A 14,241-nucleotide genomic window follows, 5' to 3' on the forward strand; every position below is an offset into this window, starting at 1 on the left:
CGACTTATATCGGGGTGCAAGCAATCATAAAAGCCCGTTTTTTCGATACCATTCGATGGTGTCACCTAAACCTGCTTTGAGGTCAAAATGTGGCGCCCAGTCGGTAAGCTGTGGTCGTCTGGAAGCTCTGACCGTCCAGTCCTTGTGGCATAGATATCTTGCCGATGACAGCGTTAACATGGCGGGCTTACGGATAATATTGGCAACGATACCGTTGACCGCACCAATGAGACCGAGGAGGGCAAAAGGAACGGGAAGAATGAAGGGTGGTTTTTTCTCACCACCAACCGCTTGCGCGACGTCCTTGAGCGTATAACCACCCGATTTGCGGTCGTCGATTTCGGCAATCGCTTTTTCATTGCCGCCTTTGGCAAAAGCAACCAGCGCGGACGCCATGTCAGCGCCGTGGATCATGGCAAAGCGGTTATTTTTGCCGCCCGGCGCAGGCAGAAGACCAAAATTCAACGCCTTTAGAAGCTTCAGTATCTCTTTGTCGCCAGGGCCGTAGATGGCAGGAGGGCGCACAATGGTCCAGCTGAACGGCCAGTCACGTGCGGTGAGTAACAGCTCTGACGCTGCTTTGCTGGCGCCATAGTGGCTGAGCTGCGGTTCGCGCGCGGCCAGTGAAGAAACATGGACCACCCTGTTTACGCCAGCATCGGCCGCAGCCCGCAACACTTGCTTGGTGCCGCCCACGTTAACGTCAAAAAAGATGTCGCGATTGAGCGCTTTGGTCAGCGCTGCCATATGAACAAGGACATCGGCACCCGAGCATAGTGCCGCGAGTGCCTCGTTATTTGTGAGGTCGCCGCGCACCCATGTAACACCGTCTCGTTCATGCTGCTCACGACGGGTGAGCGCGTTGACGGTGTAACCAGCGTCCAGAAAGGCGTTGATGGTGTGATCGCCAAGGAAACCCGTTGCGCCGGTAAGAGCAACGACGGGTTTGGCAGGCTGTGTGCCAGTTGTTTTCGTCATGCGAAATGTTGCCTAGCTTGCAAGCGCCTGCAGGTTTCCGGAAAGATATTGATTACGCGCTTTAACCCGGCTCAGTTTACCAGACGATGTGCGAGGCAGTGACCGTGGTGGCACAAGCTCGATCATGCAGTTGATGCCGGTAGCTTTCTGGATGTGGCGCTTCAGTTCTTCGATGAACTTCATGCGCTCAGCCTGCTCAGAATAGCGGCACTGAGCCAAAATCATCGGAACTTCTTCGGCATTTTCACCGGGCACTGAAATCGCGGCAACATCGCCGGTTTTAACACCAGGAAGCTGCTCTGCGGCCCACTCAATGTCTTGTGGCCAGTGGTTGCGGCCATTGACAATGATCATATCCTTGGCGCGGCCAACGATATAGATATAGCCATCTTTCATGTAACCCATATCGCCCGTATCGAGCCAGCCTTCAGGGCTGAGCACCGCACGGGTTGTTTCAGGGTCATTGAAATACTCGCGCATCACAGATGTGCCGCGAAGGAATACCTTGCCAACCTGACGGTCAGGCAGCACGCCATCTTCTTCATCGCGTATTTCGATATCATATTCAGGAAGTGGACGGCCGCAGTTGACGACTTCACGCACGCGTGTGTCGTCTTTGCCGTTAACCAGAACATGTTTGTCGCCGGTTAGCGCGGCTTCCTCGATCAGATCAACCTCAAGGCCAACACCAACGCGGCCAAAGCTTACACCAAGAGTACATTCCGCGAGGCCATAGCTTGGCAGGAAAGCTTCCCACTTGAAGCCGATGCTCTCGAAGGTCTCAAAGAAGTTTCTAAGCACTTCAGGGCGGATCATCTCAGCACCACAACCAGCGACGCGAACGCTTGAAAGGTCAAGGTCCTCAAGTGCGCTTGAGCGCAGTGCCGCGCGGCGGGCACAAATGTCAAAACCGAATGTCGGGCTATAAGTGATAGTACCTTTGTTACGGCTGATAACACGTAGCCAGCTCAACGGACGGCGTGCAAATTCTTCTGTCGGGATAAAATCTACCGAGATCTGACATGTCAGCGTGGTCAACAATGTGCCAACAAGCCCCATGTCATGATAAAACGGAAGCCAGGAGACACAGCGGTCATGTTCTTCAAGCTTAACACCGTGGAAACCCATGCCGTGTGTATTGGACAGGAGTGACCGGTGCGTAACCGCAACGCCGTGCGGGAAGCGTGTGCTGCCGGAGCTGTACTGCAGATAGGCTAGATCATCAGGTTTTGGGAGGCGAAGGCCGCCGTCACCTTTTACCGCGAGATAATCATCGTATGAGCCTTTGAAACGCAGATCCATGTCCGCTGTAGCTTCCGCGATAATCTCATTCATGAATTCCGGAGCCATAAGGCCGTTTGCATCACAGCTCTGCATTTGCATCTGAAGCTGCGAAACATAGCCATCTTTGCCACCAAAACTGGTTGGCAAGGGCAAGGGTACGGGCAGGACGCTCGCATACTGGCAGCCCACGAAGAAGCATACGAAATTGGCGCTTGTTTCAGCGATAAGGGCGATACGGTCACCCGCCTCATAGCCCATGGCCACGAGTTTGCGGCCAATAACTTCCGCACGGTCACGAACTTCTGCCCATGTCAACGCATCAATAAGATCGCCGCGGGCATTATAAAAGTTAGCCCCACGCAAACCTTTGGCTGCATATTCAATCGCATCTACAAGCGTATCAAAATCCGAATAACGCCTTTCGAGCGTCGGATCCTGCGTAGGTGTCTCTACCTTCATAACGTTGGCTTCAACCATAATTGCCCCGGCATCACTTTAGCCGGACCCTACAAAAACAACAATAGCAAGCCTTGGTACGGCCGAGGCTATCACTAAACTCTATACTTACACATCAAACCGCAACAAACATCAGGCCAAAAAACTCTTGCTTTCGACCAGCTTTACCCTGTTCACTCTTGAACGGTCGTGTGCCTGGATATTAGGGCTGAATTACCTTCTGAAAGCGCCCTGCGCAAGTTAATTCTGGCCCATGGTACATGCGGCAGAGCTAAGTAGGTGAGGATTACGGCTAAAAAATGACAGCGCCAGACATGGAATTTACTTCAAATCAGATCAAGGCATTACGGGCAGAAACCCCCGGTGCCGCAAACCGGCTGCACTTTGACAACTGCGGCGCGGCACTGATGCCAGAGCCTGTGTTAAAGGCACTTCGGGACCATATCAGCCTTGAGGAAAAAGTGGGCGGTTATGTGGCTCATGAGCAACAGTTTGCCGCGCACGAGAAGGTTTATAGCTCTCTGGCGGCGCTCCTTGGCGGCAAGGCCAGCAATTATGCGCTCACCAGCAGTGCGGTCGATGCATGGAACAAGGCTTTCTATAGCGTTGCACTGACGCCGGGCGACAATATCGTCACCGCCTTCAATGAATACTGCAGCAACTATGTTGCTTTCCTCCAGCAAGCTCGCCGTCGTGGCGCCGAGGTGCGTGTCGCCCGTGCGGGAGAGGACGGAGAGCTTGATGTTGCCCATCTTGAAGGGCTGATCGATGATAAGACGAAACTTATCGCAGTCGCGCAGGTGCCGTCATCAAGCGGGCAGGTGAACCCTGTTGCTGAGGTGGGACGTATCGCAAGAGGGCGTGGTGTTCTGTATTTACTGGATGCTTGCCAGGCGGTAGGGCAGATGCAGGTTAATGTGAATGATATCGGTTGTGATATCCTGACCGGCACGTCCCGCAAGTTTATGCGCGGCCCTCGCGGCGTTGGCTTTATGTATATTACGGACGAAGCCCGAAGGGCGCTTGAACCAGCGATGCTAAGCAATCAGGCCGCAGCTTGGGTGGATGCGGAGCGCTATGACCTGAGGGACGATGCTCGTGTATTTGAAGACTGGGAGCGAAACGTTGGCTCACAACTCGCGTTTGGTGCCGCTATCGACTATCTCTTGGAAATTGGACCCGTGCGTGTTTTCAACCGCACGCAGGCACTCGCCGCAACTCTCAGGTCGGTACTATATAAAGCGCTTGGTGTTACAGGCACCTGCCCACCAAATGCGCGCGCGGCGATTGTGACGTTTAACAAGGCGGGTATGAAGGCGCCGGATGTGAAAGCCGCCCTTGAAGCGAAGGGGATTGGTGTACAAGTGGCAAGCGTAATGCACACGAGGTTGGATCTGGAAGCAAGGAACGTTGAAACAACAGTCCGTGTCTCTCCCCATTATTATAATACGGAGGATGAGATTGAGCGCTTTATTGGGGCGGTGTCTGCGCTGTGAGTGAAAACCCGGACAACAAATCGCTGAAAAAGCACCATGGTGGCCCCAAGAAAGTAAGCGCCGGATATCTGGAGCGTGCCGCGCTGCACTATCTGGGGCGTTTTAGCAGTACGGAGGATAATCTGCGCCGGGTTCTTGAACGTAAGGTTCGCCGCAGGAACGAAGGGCATGCGTCGCCGACAGATGAACAGCTTGGCTGGATCAACGACGTTGTCGAAAAATGTGTAAAATATGGCTATGTGGATGATGAAGCATACGCGCGCCAGCGAGCGGGCAGCCTGTTGCGCAAGGGCAAACCTCCACGCCAGATACTGCAGGATCTCAGGTTCAAAGGTGTGCATACAGACACAGCGGCTGCCGCAGTTGAGAACCTGGAAGGCGACGAAGAGACGCCAGACGCCACCCGACAGGCGGCGGCGGCTTATATCAGGCGGCGGCGTTTTGGCCCTTTTCGCCGTGCGCTGCCAGACCCAGCCGAGAAACGTGAAAAAGAGATCGCCGCAATGATGCGCGCAGGGTTTCCTTACGGCATTGTGGTTGAGATGTTGGACGCGGGGGAAGAAGAGTTGCTAACGCTCTTGCCCTGAGGACCAAGGGATACGGCAGATAGAAGCGCCTCAATTGACCTTGATAAAGCGTGCTTCTCAAAAAACGGGTCAATGCGCATCAAGGCAGCAGAGCGATTATAACGCGGGTCTTCCTTTTGCGCGATTTGCCGGTAAGCCGCTTCAATGATCTCTGTTGCTTCTTCGGCCCGCCCCGCAGCCAGCAATATGTAGGCCTGCGCGTATGATGATAGCCTCTCACCCTGTTCCATTGTTATCGCATTCGCAGCGGCATTATATATGTCCTCAGGGGGAGTGTTCACGTCTGCGTGTCTGAATATGCTCGCAGTACCATCCATTCTTCGTGTGTCGAAGTAGGTTTGCCACTGAGCGTATGCACCGACATGATCCCCGGCCATATAGTGGATGAGAGCGGTGCGAATACCCGTGCGACCATCGATCAGGTGTAGCTTTCGGTATAGCGACAGGGCCTCATCAAATTGCTGCGCAAAATAGAGGGTTGTCATTTTTTCCCATTCAGCGCCGCTTGGGTCGAGGGATAGGGCAATGGCCCGATCGTGCGCCTCAAGCGCCTGGTTGAACCTGCCGCTTTTCGCATAGGCTACAGCAATGCTGCGCCAGGTCCAGTGGTCATCAGGGTCAGCGTTGAGAGCTTTAATATAATACTCAATCGCGCGGCTATCATCGTGGTCCCGTTCCGATAATAAGCGGGCTTTTGCGCGCCAGATATATTTGCTGTCGGTGCCTAGTTCTGCCGCGCGCTGGATATGTTGTTCTGCGAGTGCGAGCGTGTCGATACTACCCAGCCCCCAACTGGTGCCGGGCAGGGCTGCATAAAATTCCGCGAGTAGCGCATGCGCGTCACCATTTAAAGGGTCTTCTTGCAAAACTTGTTTCACAATCCGGTAGGCGATGCGGTTGCGGTCGTCGCGATGAAACCCCCAGAAATATCGTGCCCGATCAAGTAGTATAGGGGCACTGAAGGCGGCTTTGGACGATGCTGGCACAGCCTTTTTGCCGGCCATCAGATCAGCGACGCTGTTGCGCACCATCGCTGAGACATTCAAAATTCCGAGCGGTGCTGTCTCGTTACTCTCCCGTATCACATGACCATCTGTACGGGCGAGATTGAGACCCAGGGCGTTGTCCGTGTTGAGCTTAACGCTACCTGAAATCTCCGATTGTTCGAGCGAGGGCTGCGTTGCCCGAAAATTTACCGCCACGTCGCCATAGCGTGACAGTTCCATCATCAGGAGGTCTTTAATGACCTGTGCATATCCCTCATCGACGCTTGCGGCCACCTCTAGTGGTTGAAGGTGAATTTTATGGTTGTTGGTCCTTGGTTCTGATGTTGCCGCTTCGGGGCGGGCGAAGAAAAATACGGCGACACAAAATGTCGCTAAACCCACAGCGATATAAGAAAACTGTTGCACAAAACGAGGCAAGGGTAAGCGCCATATAGCTCGCCCGAATTTGTGTCCGGATGATTTCTGTTCAGGGAATTCTTCGAGCAGGCAATATCCCCGCTTTCTGACAGTAGAAAGATATTTCGGCTGCACCGCACTGTCGTCGAGTGCTTGCCGGAGGCTGGCAACCACAACAGAGATAGCATGGTCGGTCAAAACCGTTTTGGACCAGACCTGCTGGAGAAGCTCGTCCCGGCTTATAACCCTGCCGCGGTGTTTGTGAAGGTATTGAAGCATTTTGGCAGCACGTGGTTCAAGCTTACGCGTGCGCTTTCCATCCGTTATCAGGTGATGATCCGGTTTGAGTAACCATGGCCCGATTTTGATCAGCCCGTCGCTTGCCATCGCTCCAGCCTCCCTGTTGTTGTGTCTAACGTAGACCGTGCTTCCGAATATCTGAAATAAACCTTGGTTGTAAATTCAAGGTTTCCCAGGTCAAACTAGGGCAGCTTGGGCCATATCCTTACGTTTTCCTTACGTGTTCGTCAGGCTTTGCAGCTCAGATTTCTCTATCTTCGGCAGCATATCAACTTGGTGCGGCGCGGGGAGAGAGCGAGTGACATCGGTGAAAATTTGTTTCGGTCTTGCGCTTGGCCTGTCTGTGGCGGCCTGCGGGGGAGGGGGAAGTGCAATGGTGGCTCCCCCAACTCCTTCTACACCCGAACCGCCTCAGGCGCCCAGCTACAATACTACTGAGTATAGGGAAAACCCTGGCCTTGGCGAGATCGGCGCACTCGCAGCCTATGACGAAGGGCTCACGGGGGCTGGTGTCACTGTTGCGCTGATGGATTCGGGCGTTGACGTGCTGCACCCGGACTTGGATGCCAACATTCACCCGGAAAGCAAGGATTTTGGCGGCAATGATGGTGCGCTGTTTGACGACACGCTTTATGACATATCCGAAAACCCGAACATCATTACCCCAACCATACACGGGACCATGACAGCGGGCATTATTGCGGCGGAACGCAATGATCAAGGGACCCACGGGGTAGCACCGGAGGCACAGATACTGGCCCTCAGAATGGACTTGCCTGAGTTGGCGAGTTGGGGCGGGAAGGATATCAACCTTGTCGCTGTGCCGGGCGCGATCGACCACGCTATTGCGAACGACGCGCGCATATTAATGGTGGAATGGGCGTTCTGGGATGAAAACTCCAATCAATATGCCGGGGCCGATAACCAGATAGCTGAGGAATTTTATGTGCCGGAGGAATATCTGGCACCGGTGCGGGAGGCGTTCCAGAAAGCCATCGATGCAGGTATGCTCATCGTTATTCCTGCGGGCAATGAGTTTGGCAGCGCGCCAACGGCCTTCATATCCCAGCTTGGGCTGAAGAATGGCAACCAAAACGCTGTGCTGGTTGTGGGCGCCGTCGATCGTGATCAGACAATTTTTGATCGCTCCAATAAAGCCGGTTACGCACAGGATTACTTTGTGGTCGCACCAAGTGGTGTGACAACGACGCTCCCGACACACGGTTTCAGAGAAGGTCGGAACCCCTGGGGAAGTACCTCAGACGGCACATCGTTCGCCGGGCCACACGTCGCGGGGGCAGCTGTGCTGCTTATGCAGGCGTTTCCCAATCTCACGGCCAAAGAAGTTGGTGAGATACTGTTGGCCAGCACAACCGACCTTGGGGTTGTGGGCAGTGATGAGATTTATGGGCAAGGGTTGATCAACCTGGAGCGGGCGCTTGCTCCAATGGGGGCGACGGCAAGCCGAACGAGAGACGGACGAGAAGTGGCTCTTAGTGGCAGTGTGCTTTCTCTCTCTCCCGTCTTTGGTGACGCTGTATCGGCGATGCCAGCTTTTGGCTCTGTGTCAATGCTTGACGGCTATCGCCGCGCATATCGGCAGAACATGCACTCCCAAGTGCAATACAGGGATGCCAGGGCGCTGGTGGAACACCGTCTGAATACCTTCATTTCAAGCAGTAGTTCATCTGTGGCGCTGGATGGCATCGGTCATATGAATTTCTCTTTCATGGCTCCAACGCGACGTAACGAGGCACTGGAAGATGCGCTGCCCTATGTGGCTCGGACTGGAGTGGGCACGGCGCGTAACGTTGCTTTCAGTTTTTCGAAAGCGATTTCTGCCGGTCTTGATATGCGGGTTTCAACAGCAACAGGCGGGGCAGGCTTGTTTACCTCTTTCGGGATGGACGATCCACAAGCTCGGTTGAGTGACAATGGTGTGCGGTCAGATGCCTATGCGAGCCTGTTTGATGGCGCCCTTGGCATGGCGCTGAATAGCGATAGCAAAAACAAATGGAACTATTCCTTCGCGGTTTCCCGGTTTGATGTCGAGCCAAACCACTCAACACTATTTGATGCTCCAGCCGAAAACACTGAGGCTTATGCAGTTACCGCTGGCGCCGCAGTGCGAGCAGAAGGTTATGCGCTGGGTATGGATGCAGGGGTCTTGCGCGAAAGTGGCTCTTTCCTTGGGGCAATAGGACAAGGCGCGCTTAATTTCGGAAATAATGCCACAACGGTGTATGCGGCGCTTTATGGGCGATACCAGTTTGCGCATGGGTGGCAGATGGTTGCCCGGTACTCCTACGGCGTGTCGTCAGTTGATGTTCCCGTTGGTGGTTTTGTAGAGGGTATTTCAGCCATACACACTGACGCTTTCGCCGTTGAGCTTAGCACAAGGAATATAGTGTCTGATGGTGACCGACTTGGATTTTCTTTCTCGCAGCCTCTTCGGGCACGCTCGGGGGAACTGCTTGCATATTTGCCCACGGGCCAGACAGCAGACACCCGCGAACTGACGTTTGAGCGCGTTATCGGTGCCTTGGCACCGTCAAAGCGCCAGCTCGACACTGAAATTACCTATGAAATGCAGAAACATCATTCCGGCCTGTCACTGCAGGCAAACATATTGCTGCAGCAGAACCCTGGGCATCGCGCAGGGCAGGCCGCTGCACTTCTCTTGAGAGCGAACCTGCCATTTTAGATGGCCTCCTGATTTATCGCTCTCCGGGCGTTGGCATCAGTCCTTAATGGGGCTGATGCCAAACTGCGCCAATGCCTCGGGTGTATCCAGATCAATCAGGATGCCGGGGTCATCCACCGGCACTTCACATACAAGATGCTCGTTTTCGTGAATAACATGTTTGCCGCCAGTGTCGCCGGAGATGCCGCAGAGAGCAGCGAACATATCGCGGTGCCACAAAATAGGGTGCCCGCGCTTGCCGCTATAAGTGGGCACAAAGATGCGGGCCTCACCGATGCGCTGGGCACAGGCCTTGAGGGCCCCATATGTCTCAGAGCGTATGAAAGGCATATCTGCGAGGCATATGAAGGTGAAATTCGCGTGGTCTGGTAGCTGCGTAAGGCCGAGCTTCAGGCTGCCTGCCATGCCGTCCCCATAAGCGGCGTTGTGCACCAGCTTTACATCATAACCGCTGAGCGCATCATTGACTGCCTTATGGTCATGACCTGTCACAACGACGGTAATGCTTTTGTTGGCGGCTAGAACCCCTGACACCGTGGTCATGACAACGGGTTTGCCGTTCAGTTTGGAAAGCAGCTTGTTTGCGCCGCGTGCGCGGCTGGATTTCCCTGCCGCAAGAACAATGGTGCTGGCGTCAACCTCGCTGTCTTGCCGTGGTGCCCGAGGCTCGCCACGTTGCGGGGCCTCCTTCAGTAACCCTCCAATGCCCATGTTGCGTATTGTCGACGCATCAATTGGAAGACCAGCCGAGAAGCGTTCCAAAACCCAGTCAAGGCCATTGAGGGCGGGGGAGCGTGCACATCCAGGCAGGCCCAGAACCATTTTGTTCTCGATTTGGCCAATCATCAGGAGGTTTCCTGGGTCCACAGGCATGCCGAGCTGTATGATTTCACCGCCTGCGGCTTTAAGTGCTGCTGGCAAGACATCGCGCCTGTCGCTGATGGCGGCCAAACCCAAAAGCAGGATCAGGTCGTGTGGCCCACTAGCCAATACTTTGATTTGCTGGGCGACATCATCAAGTTTGTGAGCACACTGCTTATACGTGGTGATATTGCCAAGTACACCTGCCAGTCGGGCTTCAGTCAGTTTTCGTGTCTTGTCTGGCAAGGCGCTGCCAGAACTCAGGAGGGCGGCGGAAAAATTGCGGAATGGTGCAATTGAGATTTTGGCTGGTGCTGCCAGTGCAGCATCAAGCTGTTCCTGCTTCGCCGCATAGGGGATGATTTTTGCGGTTGCAATCAATTGCCCCTGTTTAACAGGCGCGAAAGCGGGAAGAGTGGCGATAGTAATAGCTTCATCTTGCAGGTTCAACACGTTGATGCCGTCTTCCACCTGCACCAGACCGGTGTGGGCCGCGTGAAGGTTGCAGCGCCCCTTGGTAGCAAGGCCCAAATCTACATTTGTGCCGCAACAATGTGTGGCAACCGCGCGAGCGGCGTCATCCTCATTGATATCACCGTCTTCAAGCACATAGGCATGGACACTGTTAATGCCAGCGTCTGAGATTTGAAGGGCGATGGCTTCTGACAGTTTGGTGCCCTTGCCAATGCGCTTTTCGCCAACCTTTACGCTGTGGGCCAGGCGCCAGCCGACTGCGTTATTAGGGTGAATTTCTTCAAATCGCACGGGTGGTGGTTCCTTTTGAGCGATATGCTGCAATTATCTCAGCCAAAATGGAGACAGCGATCTCAGCGGGTGTTTTTGCCCCTATATCCAGTCCTACAGGCCCACTGATCGCTGTGCGTGCGTCTTCCGCAATGCCAGGTGCTTCAAGGCGACTAAGTCTTGCAGAGTGTGTCTTTTTGCTGCCCAAGCAGCCGATGTAAAATGCTTCGCTGTTCAGCGCAGGCAGGAGCGCCGCGTCATCAAGTTTCGGATCGTGCGTCAGAGTGACCACAGCTGTCATGCTATCAGGTGGCGTCGTACTGAAATGCTCATCCGGCCAGTTGTTGATGACAGCTGCGCCTGTGAAGGTGCGGTTGTCTGTAAAGGCCTGACGCGGGTCAATCACATTTATCTCAAAGCCACATTCTGAAGCCATAGGGGCCAGCGCTTGCGCAATATGAACGGCGCCGATGATATCAAGGCGCAGACATGGTAGCACCGGAAGAGATAGGTCTGATTCTGAAGCGCGTACAGCTTGCAGCGCGGTGTGTGTGTATGTTGCTCGTACAGGCGACTTCGAAAAGACAAGAGAGCCCGACGCCCGGTGCGTGAGGGCTTCGAGGCATTTTTTGCATGCATCAGTGTCAGTATCCGTGAGCGCAAAAAGCGAAATGTTGATTTCACCGCCGCAGGCGAGACCAACAGCGAAAGCATCCTGGTTTGAGACAGCGAAGGAAAGCTCCTTATGTCCGCCATCTCTCAGAAGAGCTTGGGCTTCTGCGATCACGGTGCCCTCAACGCATCCACCAGAAACTGAGCCTTCGAAGGTTCCGTCTGCGCGCACCAGCATCATGCTGCCGACCTGCCGCGGTGCCGAGCCCCAGGTTTTAGTGACAACGGCGAGAGTGGCCCGGTGGTCCGCCTTCAGGCTTCCAAGCAGATGGGTTATTATATCTTTCATAGTCGGTGTATATCTTATGCTGTCATATAATTATGTGGAAACGGTAATGGCCAAAGCGTGCCGGGGCAAGGTCAGCTTAAGTACTAGGTACGGTTTTGCCCGGTTTGGCTTGATTTGGGTTATTCTGAGCTATAAAAGCATGCTCAGTATTGCCTGAATATTGGGGCTAACAGTCAAGAGGGATTTATTATGGCGTCGCTTTTTGCGAATCCGGCAGGGAGGAACTTCCTGGGGAACTCGGCCGAGTGGTATAAGCTTACCATTCTGGCCTTTCTGATTATCAACCCGATCCTGTTCTATATGGTTAATCCATATGTAGCGGGCTGGGCGCTTGTGCTTGAGTTTATCTTCACACTTGCGATGGCATTGAAGTGTTATCCGTTGCAGCCCGGTGGTTTGCTGGCGTTTGAAGCCGTCATTATTGGCATGACCTCGCCGGATACGCTGAAGCATGAAATTGAAGCGAACCTTGAGGTTATCCTGCTTCTCGTCTTCATGGTGGCGGGCATCTACTTCATGAAGAATATGCTCCTTTTCGTCTTCACCAAAATTTTGGTAAAGGTGCGAAACAAGGTGCTACTCTCACTGATTTTCTGCTTTATGGCCGCTTTCCTGTCTGCCTTCCTTGATGCGCTGACAGTGACCGCTGTTATCATTGCAATTTCGGTTGGTTTTTATTCGATCTACCACAAGGTGGCATCTGGCAAAGAGTTCCACCATGATCATGACCACATGCATGATGGTGAGCTTGATAAGTTGAATGAGGAAGATCTTGAGGGTTTCCGTGCCTTCCTGCGTAGCCTGATGATGCACGCTGCCGTTGGTACAGCGCTCGGCGGTGTTATGACCATCGTTGGTGAGCCGCAGAACATTCTCATCGGTACCCAAGCTAACTGGGAGTTCATGGAATTCTTCTTCCGAATGCTGCCTGTTACATTGCCTGTCCTGATAGCAGGCCTTACCACGTGTGTGTTGCTTGAAATCACCGGTATTCTGGGCTATGGCGCAAAAGTGCCACCGAAGGTTCTGAATATCATTGTTGATTACGATGCTTACACAAGCGAACGCCGCACGTCTCGCGACAACGCTTCGCTTATTGTGCAGGGTCTGGTTGGCGTCTGGCTTATTATTGCCCTTCTGTTCCATTTCGCACCCGTTGGTGTGATTGGCCTGTCGGTCATCGTTCTTGCCTCAGCCTTCACAGGGATTACGGAAGAGCATCAGATTGGCCATGCGTTTGAAGAAGCGCTGCCGTTTACCGCGCTGCTCGTTGTATTCTTCACGATTGTGGGCGTTATTGCAGACAATGGCCTTTTTGCACCAGTCACCAACTTCGTACTTGGTCTCGACGGGCACGGCCAGATCACTGCGCTATACATTGCAAATGGTTTCTTGTCCGCGATATCGGATAACGTCTTCGTTGCTACGGTTTACATTAGTGAAATGACGACGGCATTAGCCAACGATGTTATATCACGTGACACGTTCGACCTGATGGCTGTTGCAATCAACACAGGTACCAACATTCCAAGTGTTGCAACGCCGAACGGGCAAGCTGCATTCCTGTTCTTGCTTACCAGTGCGCTTGCGCCGCTGATCCGCCTTTCCTACATGACAATGGTGAAAATGGCGCTGCCATACACTATCGTTATGTCCATCGTGGGGTATATCGGGGTGGCAAAATTCCTCGAGCCGATGACGGAAAAGTTGTATGAAAACCATTATATCGAGCACCATCATGAGAAGGTTGGTCAGGCTCGGGATGCCGGTGAACACTAAAAATCGCTAGCTAAACAATAGCTTGAGTGGCAGCGCCCGTGACAAAATAGTTGCGGGCGCTGTTTTTTATGACTAGCATAATCAAAATTTTACTATCTTTAGTGCTTGTGCGTGGAATTCCTAAGGGGGGAATAGTATGGACGGCCGTAGTACGATCTGTTCTGAGGAACGGCCCGAAGAAATTGGCCAACAGGTAACCGGCAGGGTCAAATGGTTTGATGCTGTAAAGGGTTACGGCTTTATCGTCCCGGACGATGAAGATGGGGACGTGCTGTTGCACTTTTCTGTGTTGCGCAATGTTGGACGCCGTTCTGTGCCGGAAGGCACCACCGTTATTTGCGAGGCTGTTATTCGCGACAAGGGCCGCCAGGCCACCCGCGTGCAATCCCTCGACCTTTCCACAGCTGTTGCGCCTGAAGATCTGGGCCGCTCATCATTTTCGCACCCAGGTATGGATATTGACGTCTCGCCTGAGTTTGAAGACGTGATCGTCAAGTGGTTCAATCGCACCAAGGGATACGGCTTTGTATCTCGCGGTGAGGGTACGCAGGATATTTTTGTACATATCGAGACGTTGCGCCGCGCTGGCTTGACCGACCTTGAGCCTGCGCAAGAGGTGCGCGTGCGTATTGGTACCGGCGAGCGTGGGCCGCTGGTGGCACAAATTGCTTTGCCTGGTGATGCCTGA

General features: G+C 53.7%; 10 protein-coding genes. 5 read left to right on the top strand and 5 right to left on the bottom strand.

The genetic code is table 11. The features are described 5' to 3' along the window. Nucleotides 1–24 precede the first annotated feature (24 nt). Together ACOOGA_RS17350 and ACOOGA_RS17355 are read right to left on the bottom strand one after the other, a co-directional pair. On the bottom strand, nucleotides 25–978 hold the full coding sequence (locus ACOOGA_RS17350; protein ID WP_417461995.1) for an NAD-dependent epimerase/dehydratase family protein: 954 nt from the start codon (nucleotides 976–978) through the stop codon (nucleotides 25–27). Between the two features lie 12 nt (nucleotides 979–990). After that, nucleotides 991–2,739, bottom strand: a complete 1,749-nt coding sequence (locus ACOOGA_RS17355; protein WP_417461994.1) for a fatty acyl-AMP ligase — start codon at nucleotides 2,737–2,739, stop codon at nucleotides 991–993. 278 nt (nucleotides 2,740–3,017) lie between these two features. Here ACOOGA_RS17355 and ACOOGA_RS17360 point away from each other — a divergent pair, with 278 nt between their 5' ends. Both ACOOGA_RS17360 and ACOOGA_RS17365 read left to right on the top strand, forming a co-directional pair. Then, nucleotides 3,018–4,214, top strand: coding sequence for an aminotransferase class V-fold PLP-dependent enzyme (locus tag ACOOGA_RS17360; RefSeq protein WP_420429118.1), 1,197 nt, complete (start codon nucleotides 3,018–3,020; stop codon nucleotides 4,212–4,214). Further along, on the top strand, nucleotides 4,211–4,801 hold the full coding sequence (locus ACOOGA_RS17365; protein WP_417461992.1) for a regulatory protein RecX: 591 nt from the start codon (nucleotides 4,211–4,213) through the stop codon (nucleotides 4,799–4,801). The genes ACOOGA_RS17360 and ACOOGA_RS17365 overlap by 4 nt, the downstream gene beginning before the upstream one ends. On the opposite strand, the gene ACOOGA_RS17370 is transcribed toward ACOOGA_RS17365, so the two are convergent. Then, nucleotides 4,738–6,591 carry a winged helix-turn-helix domain-containing protein gene (locus tag ACOOGA_RS17370; RefSeq protein ID WP_420429120.1) on the bottom strand — a complete coding sequence of 618 codons (1,854 nt, stop codon included), beginning with the start codon at nucleotides 6,589–6,591 and terminating at the stop codon, nucleotides 4,738–4,740. The two genes, ACOOGA_RS17365 and ACOOGA_RS17370, sit on opposite strands and share 64 nt — an antisense overlap. Nucleotides 6,592–6,802: 211 nt before the next feature. Here ACOOGA_RS17370 and ACOOGA_RS17375 point away from each other — a divergent pair, with 211 nt between their 5' ends. Beyond that, nucleotides 6,803–9,208, top strand: coding sequence for a S8 family peptidase (locus ACOOGA_RS17375; protein ID WP_420429122.1), 2,406 nt, complete (start codon nucleotides 6,803–6,805; stop codon nucleotides 9,206–9,208). A 36-nt stretch (nucleotides 9,209–9,244) separates the two neighbouring features. Here the strand turns inward: ACOOGA_RS17375 and ACOOGA_RS17380 are convergent, their stop codons facing one another. Then, nucleotides 9,245–10,834 carry an NTP transferase domain-containing protein gene (locus ACOOGA_RS17380; protein ID WP_417461989.1) on the bottom strand — a complete coding sequence of 530 codons (1,590 nt, stop codon included), beginning with the start codon at nucleotides 10,832–10,834 and terminating at the stop codon, nucleotides 9,245–9,247. Further along, complete coding sequence (locus ACOOGA_RS17385) at nucleotides 10,824–11,774, bottom strand: XdhC family protein (RefSeq protein ID WP_417461988.1); 951 nt, start codon at nucleotides 11,772–11,774, stop codon at nucleotides 10,824–10,826. The genes ACOOGA_RS17380 and ACOOGA_RS17385 overlap by 11 nt, the downstream gene beginning before the upstream one ends. 189 nt (nucleotides 11,775–11,963) lie before the next feature. Between ACOOGA_RS17385 and nhaB the strand changes: the two genes are divergently transcribed. Both nhaB and ACOOGA_RS17395 read left to right on the top strand, forming a co-directional pair. Continuing rightward, nucleotides 11,964–13,553 (top strand): sodium/proton antiporter NhaB, encoded by a 1,590-nt coding sequence (nhaB, locus tag ACOOGA_RS17390; protein ID WP_417461987.1) that lies wholly within the window; start codon nucleotides 11,964–11,966, stop codon nucleotides 13,551–13,553. Nucleotides 13,554–13,689: 136 nt separating this feature from the next. Continuing rightward, the gene (locus tag ACOOGA_RS17395) at nucleotides 13,690–14,241 is read left to right on the top strand and encodes a cold-shock protein (protein ID WP_417457434.1); all 552 of its coding nucleotides are present in this window, start codon (nucleotides 13,690–13,692) and stop codon (nucleotides 14,239–14,241) included.

It is taken from the genome of Kordiimonas sp. (assembly GCF_965216265.1).
Lineage (GTDB): Bacteria > Pseudomonadota > Alphaproteobacteria > Sphingomonadales > Kordiimonadaceae > Kordiimonas.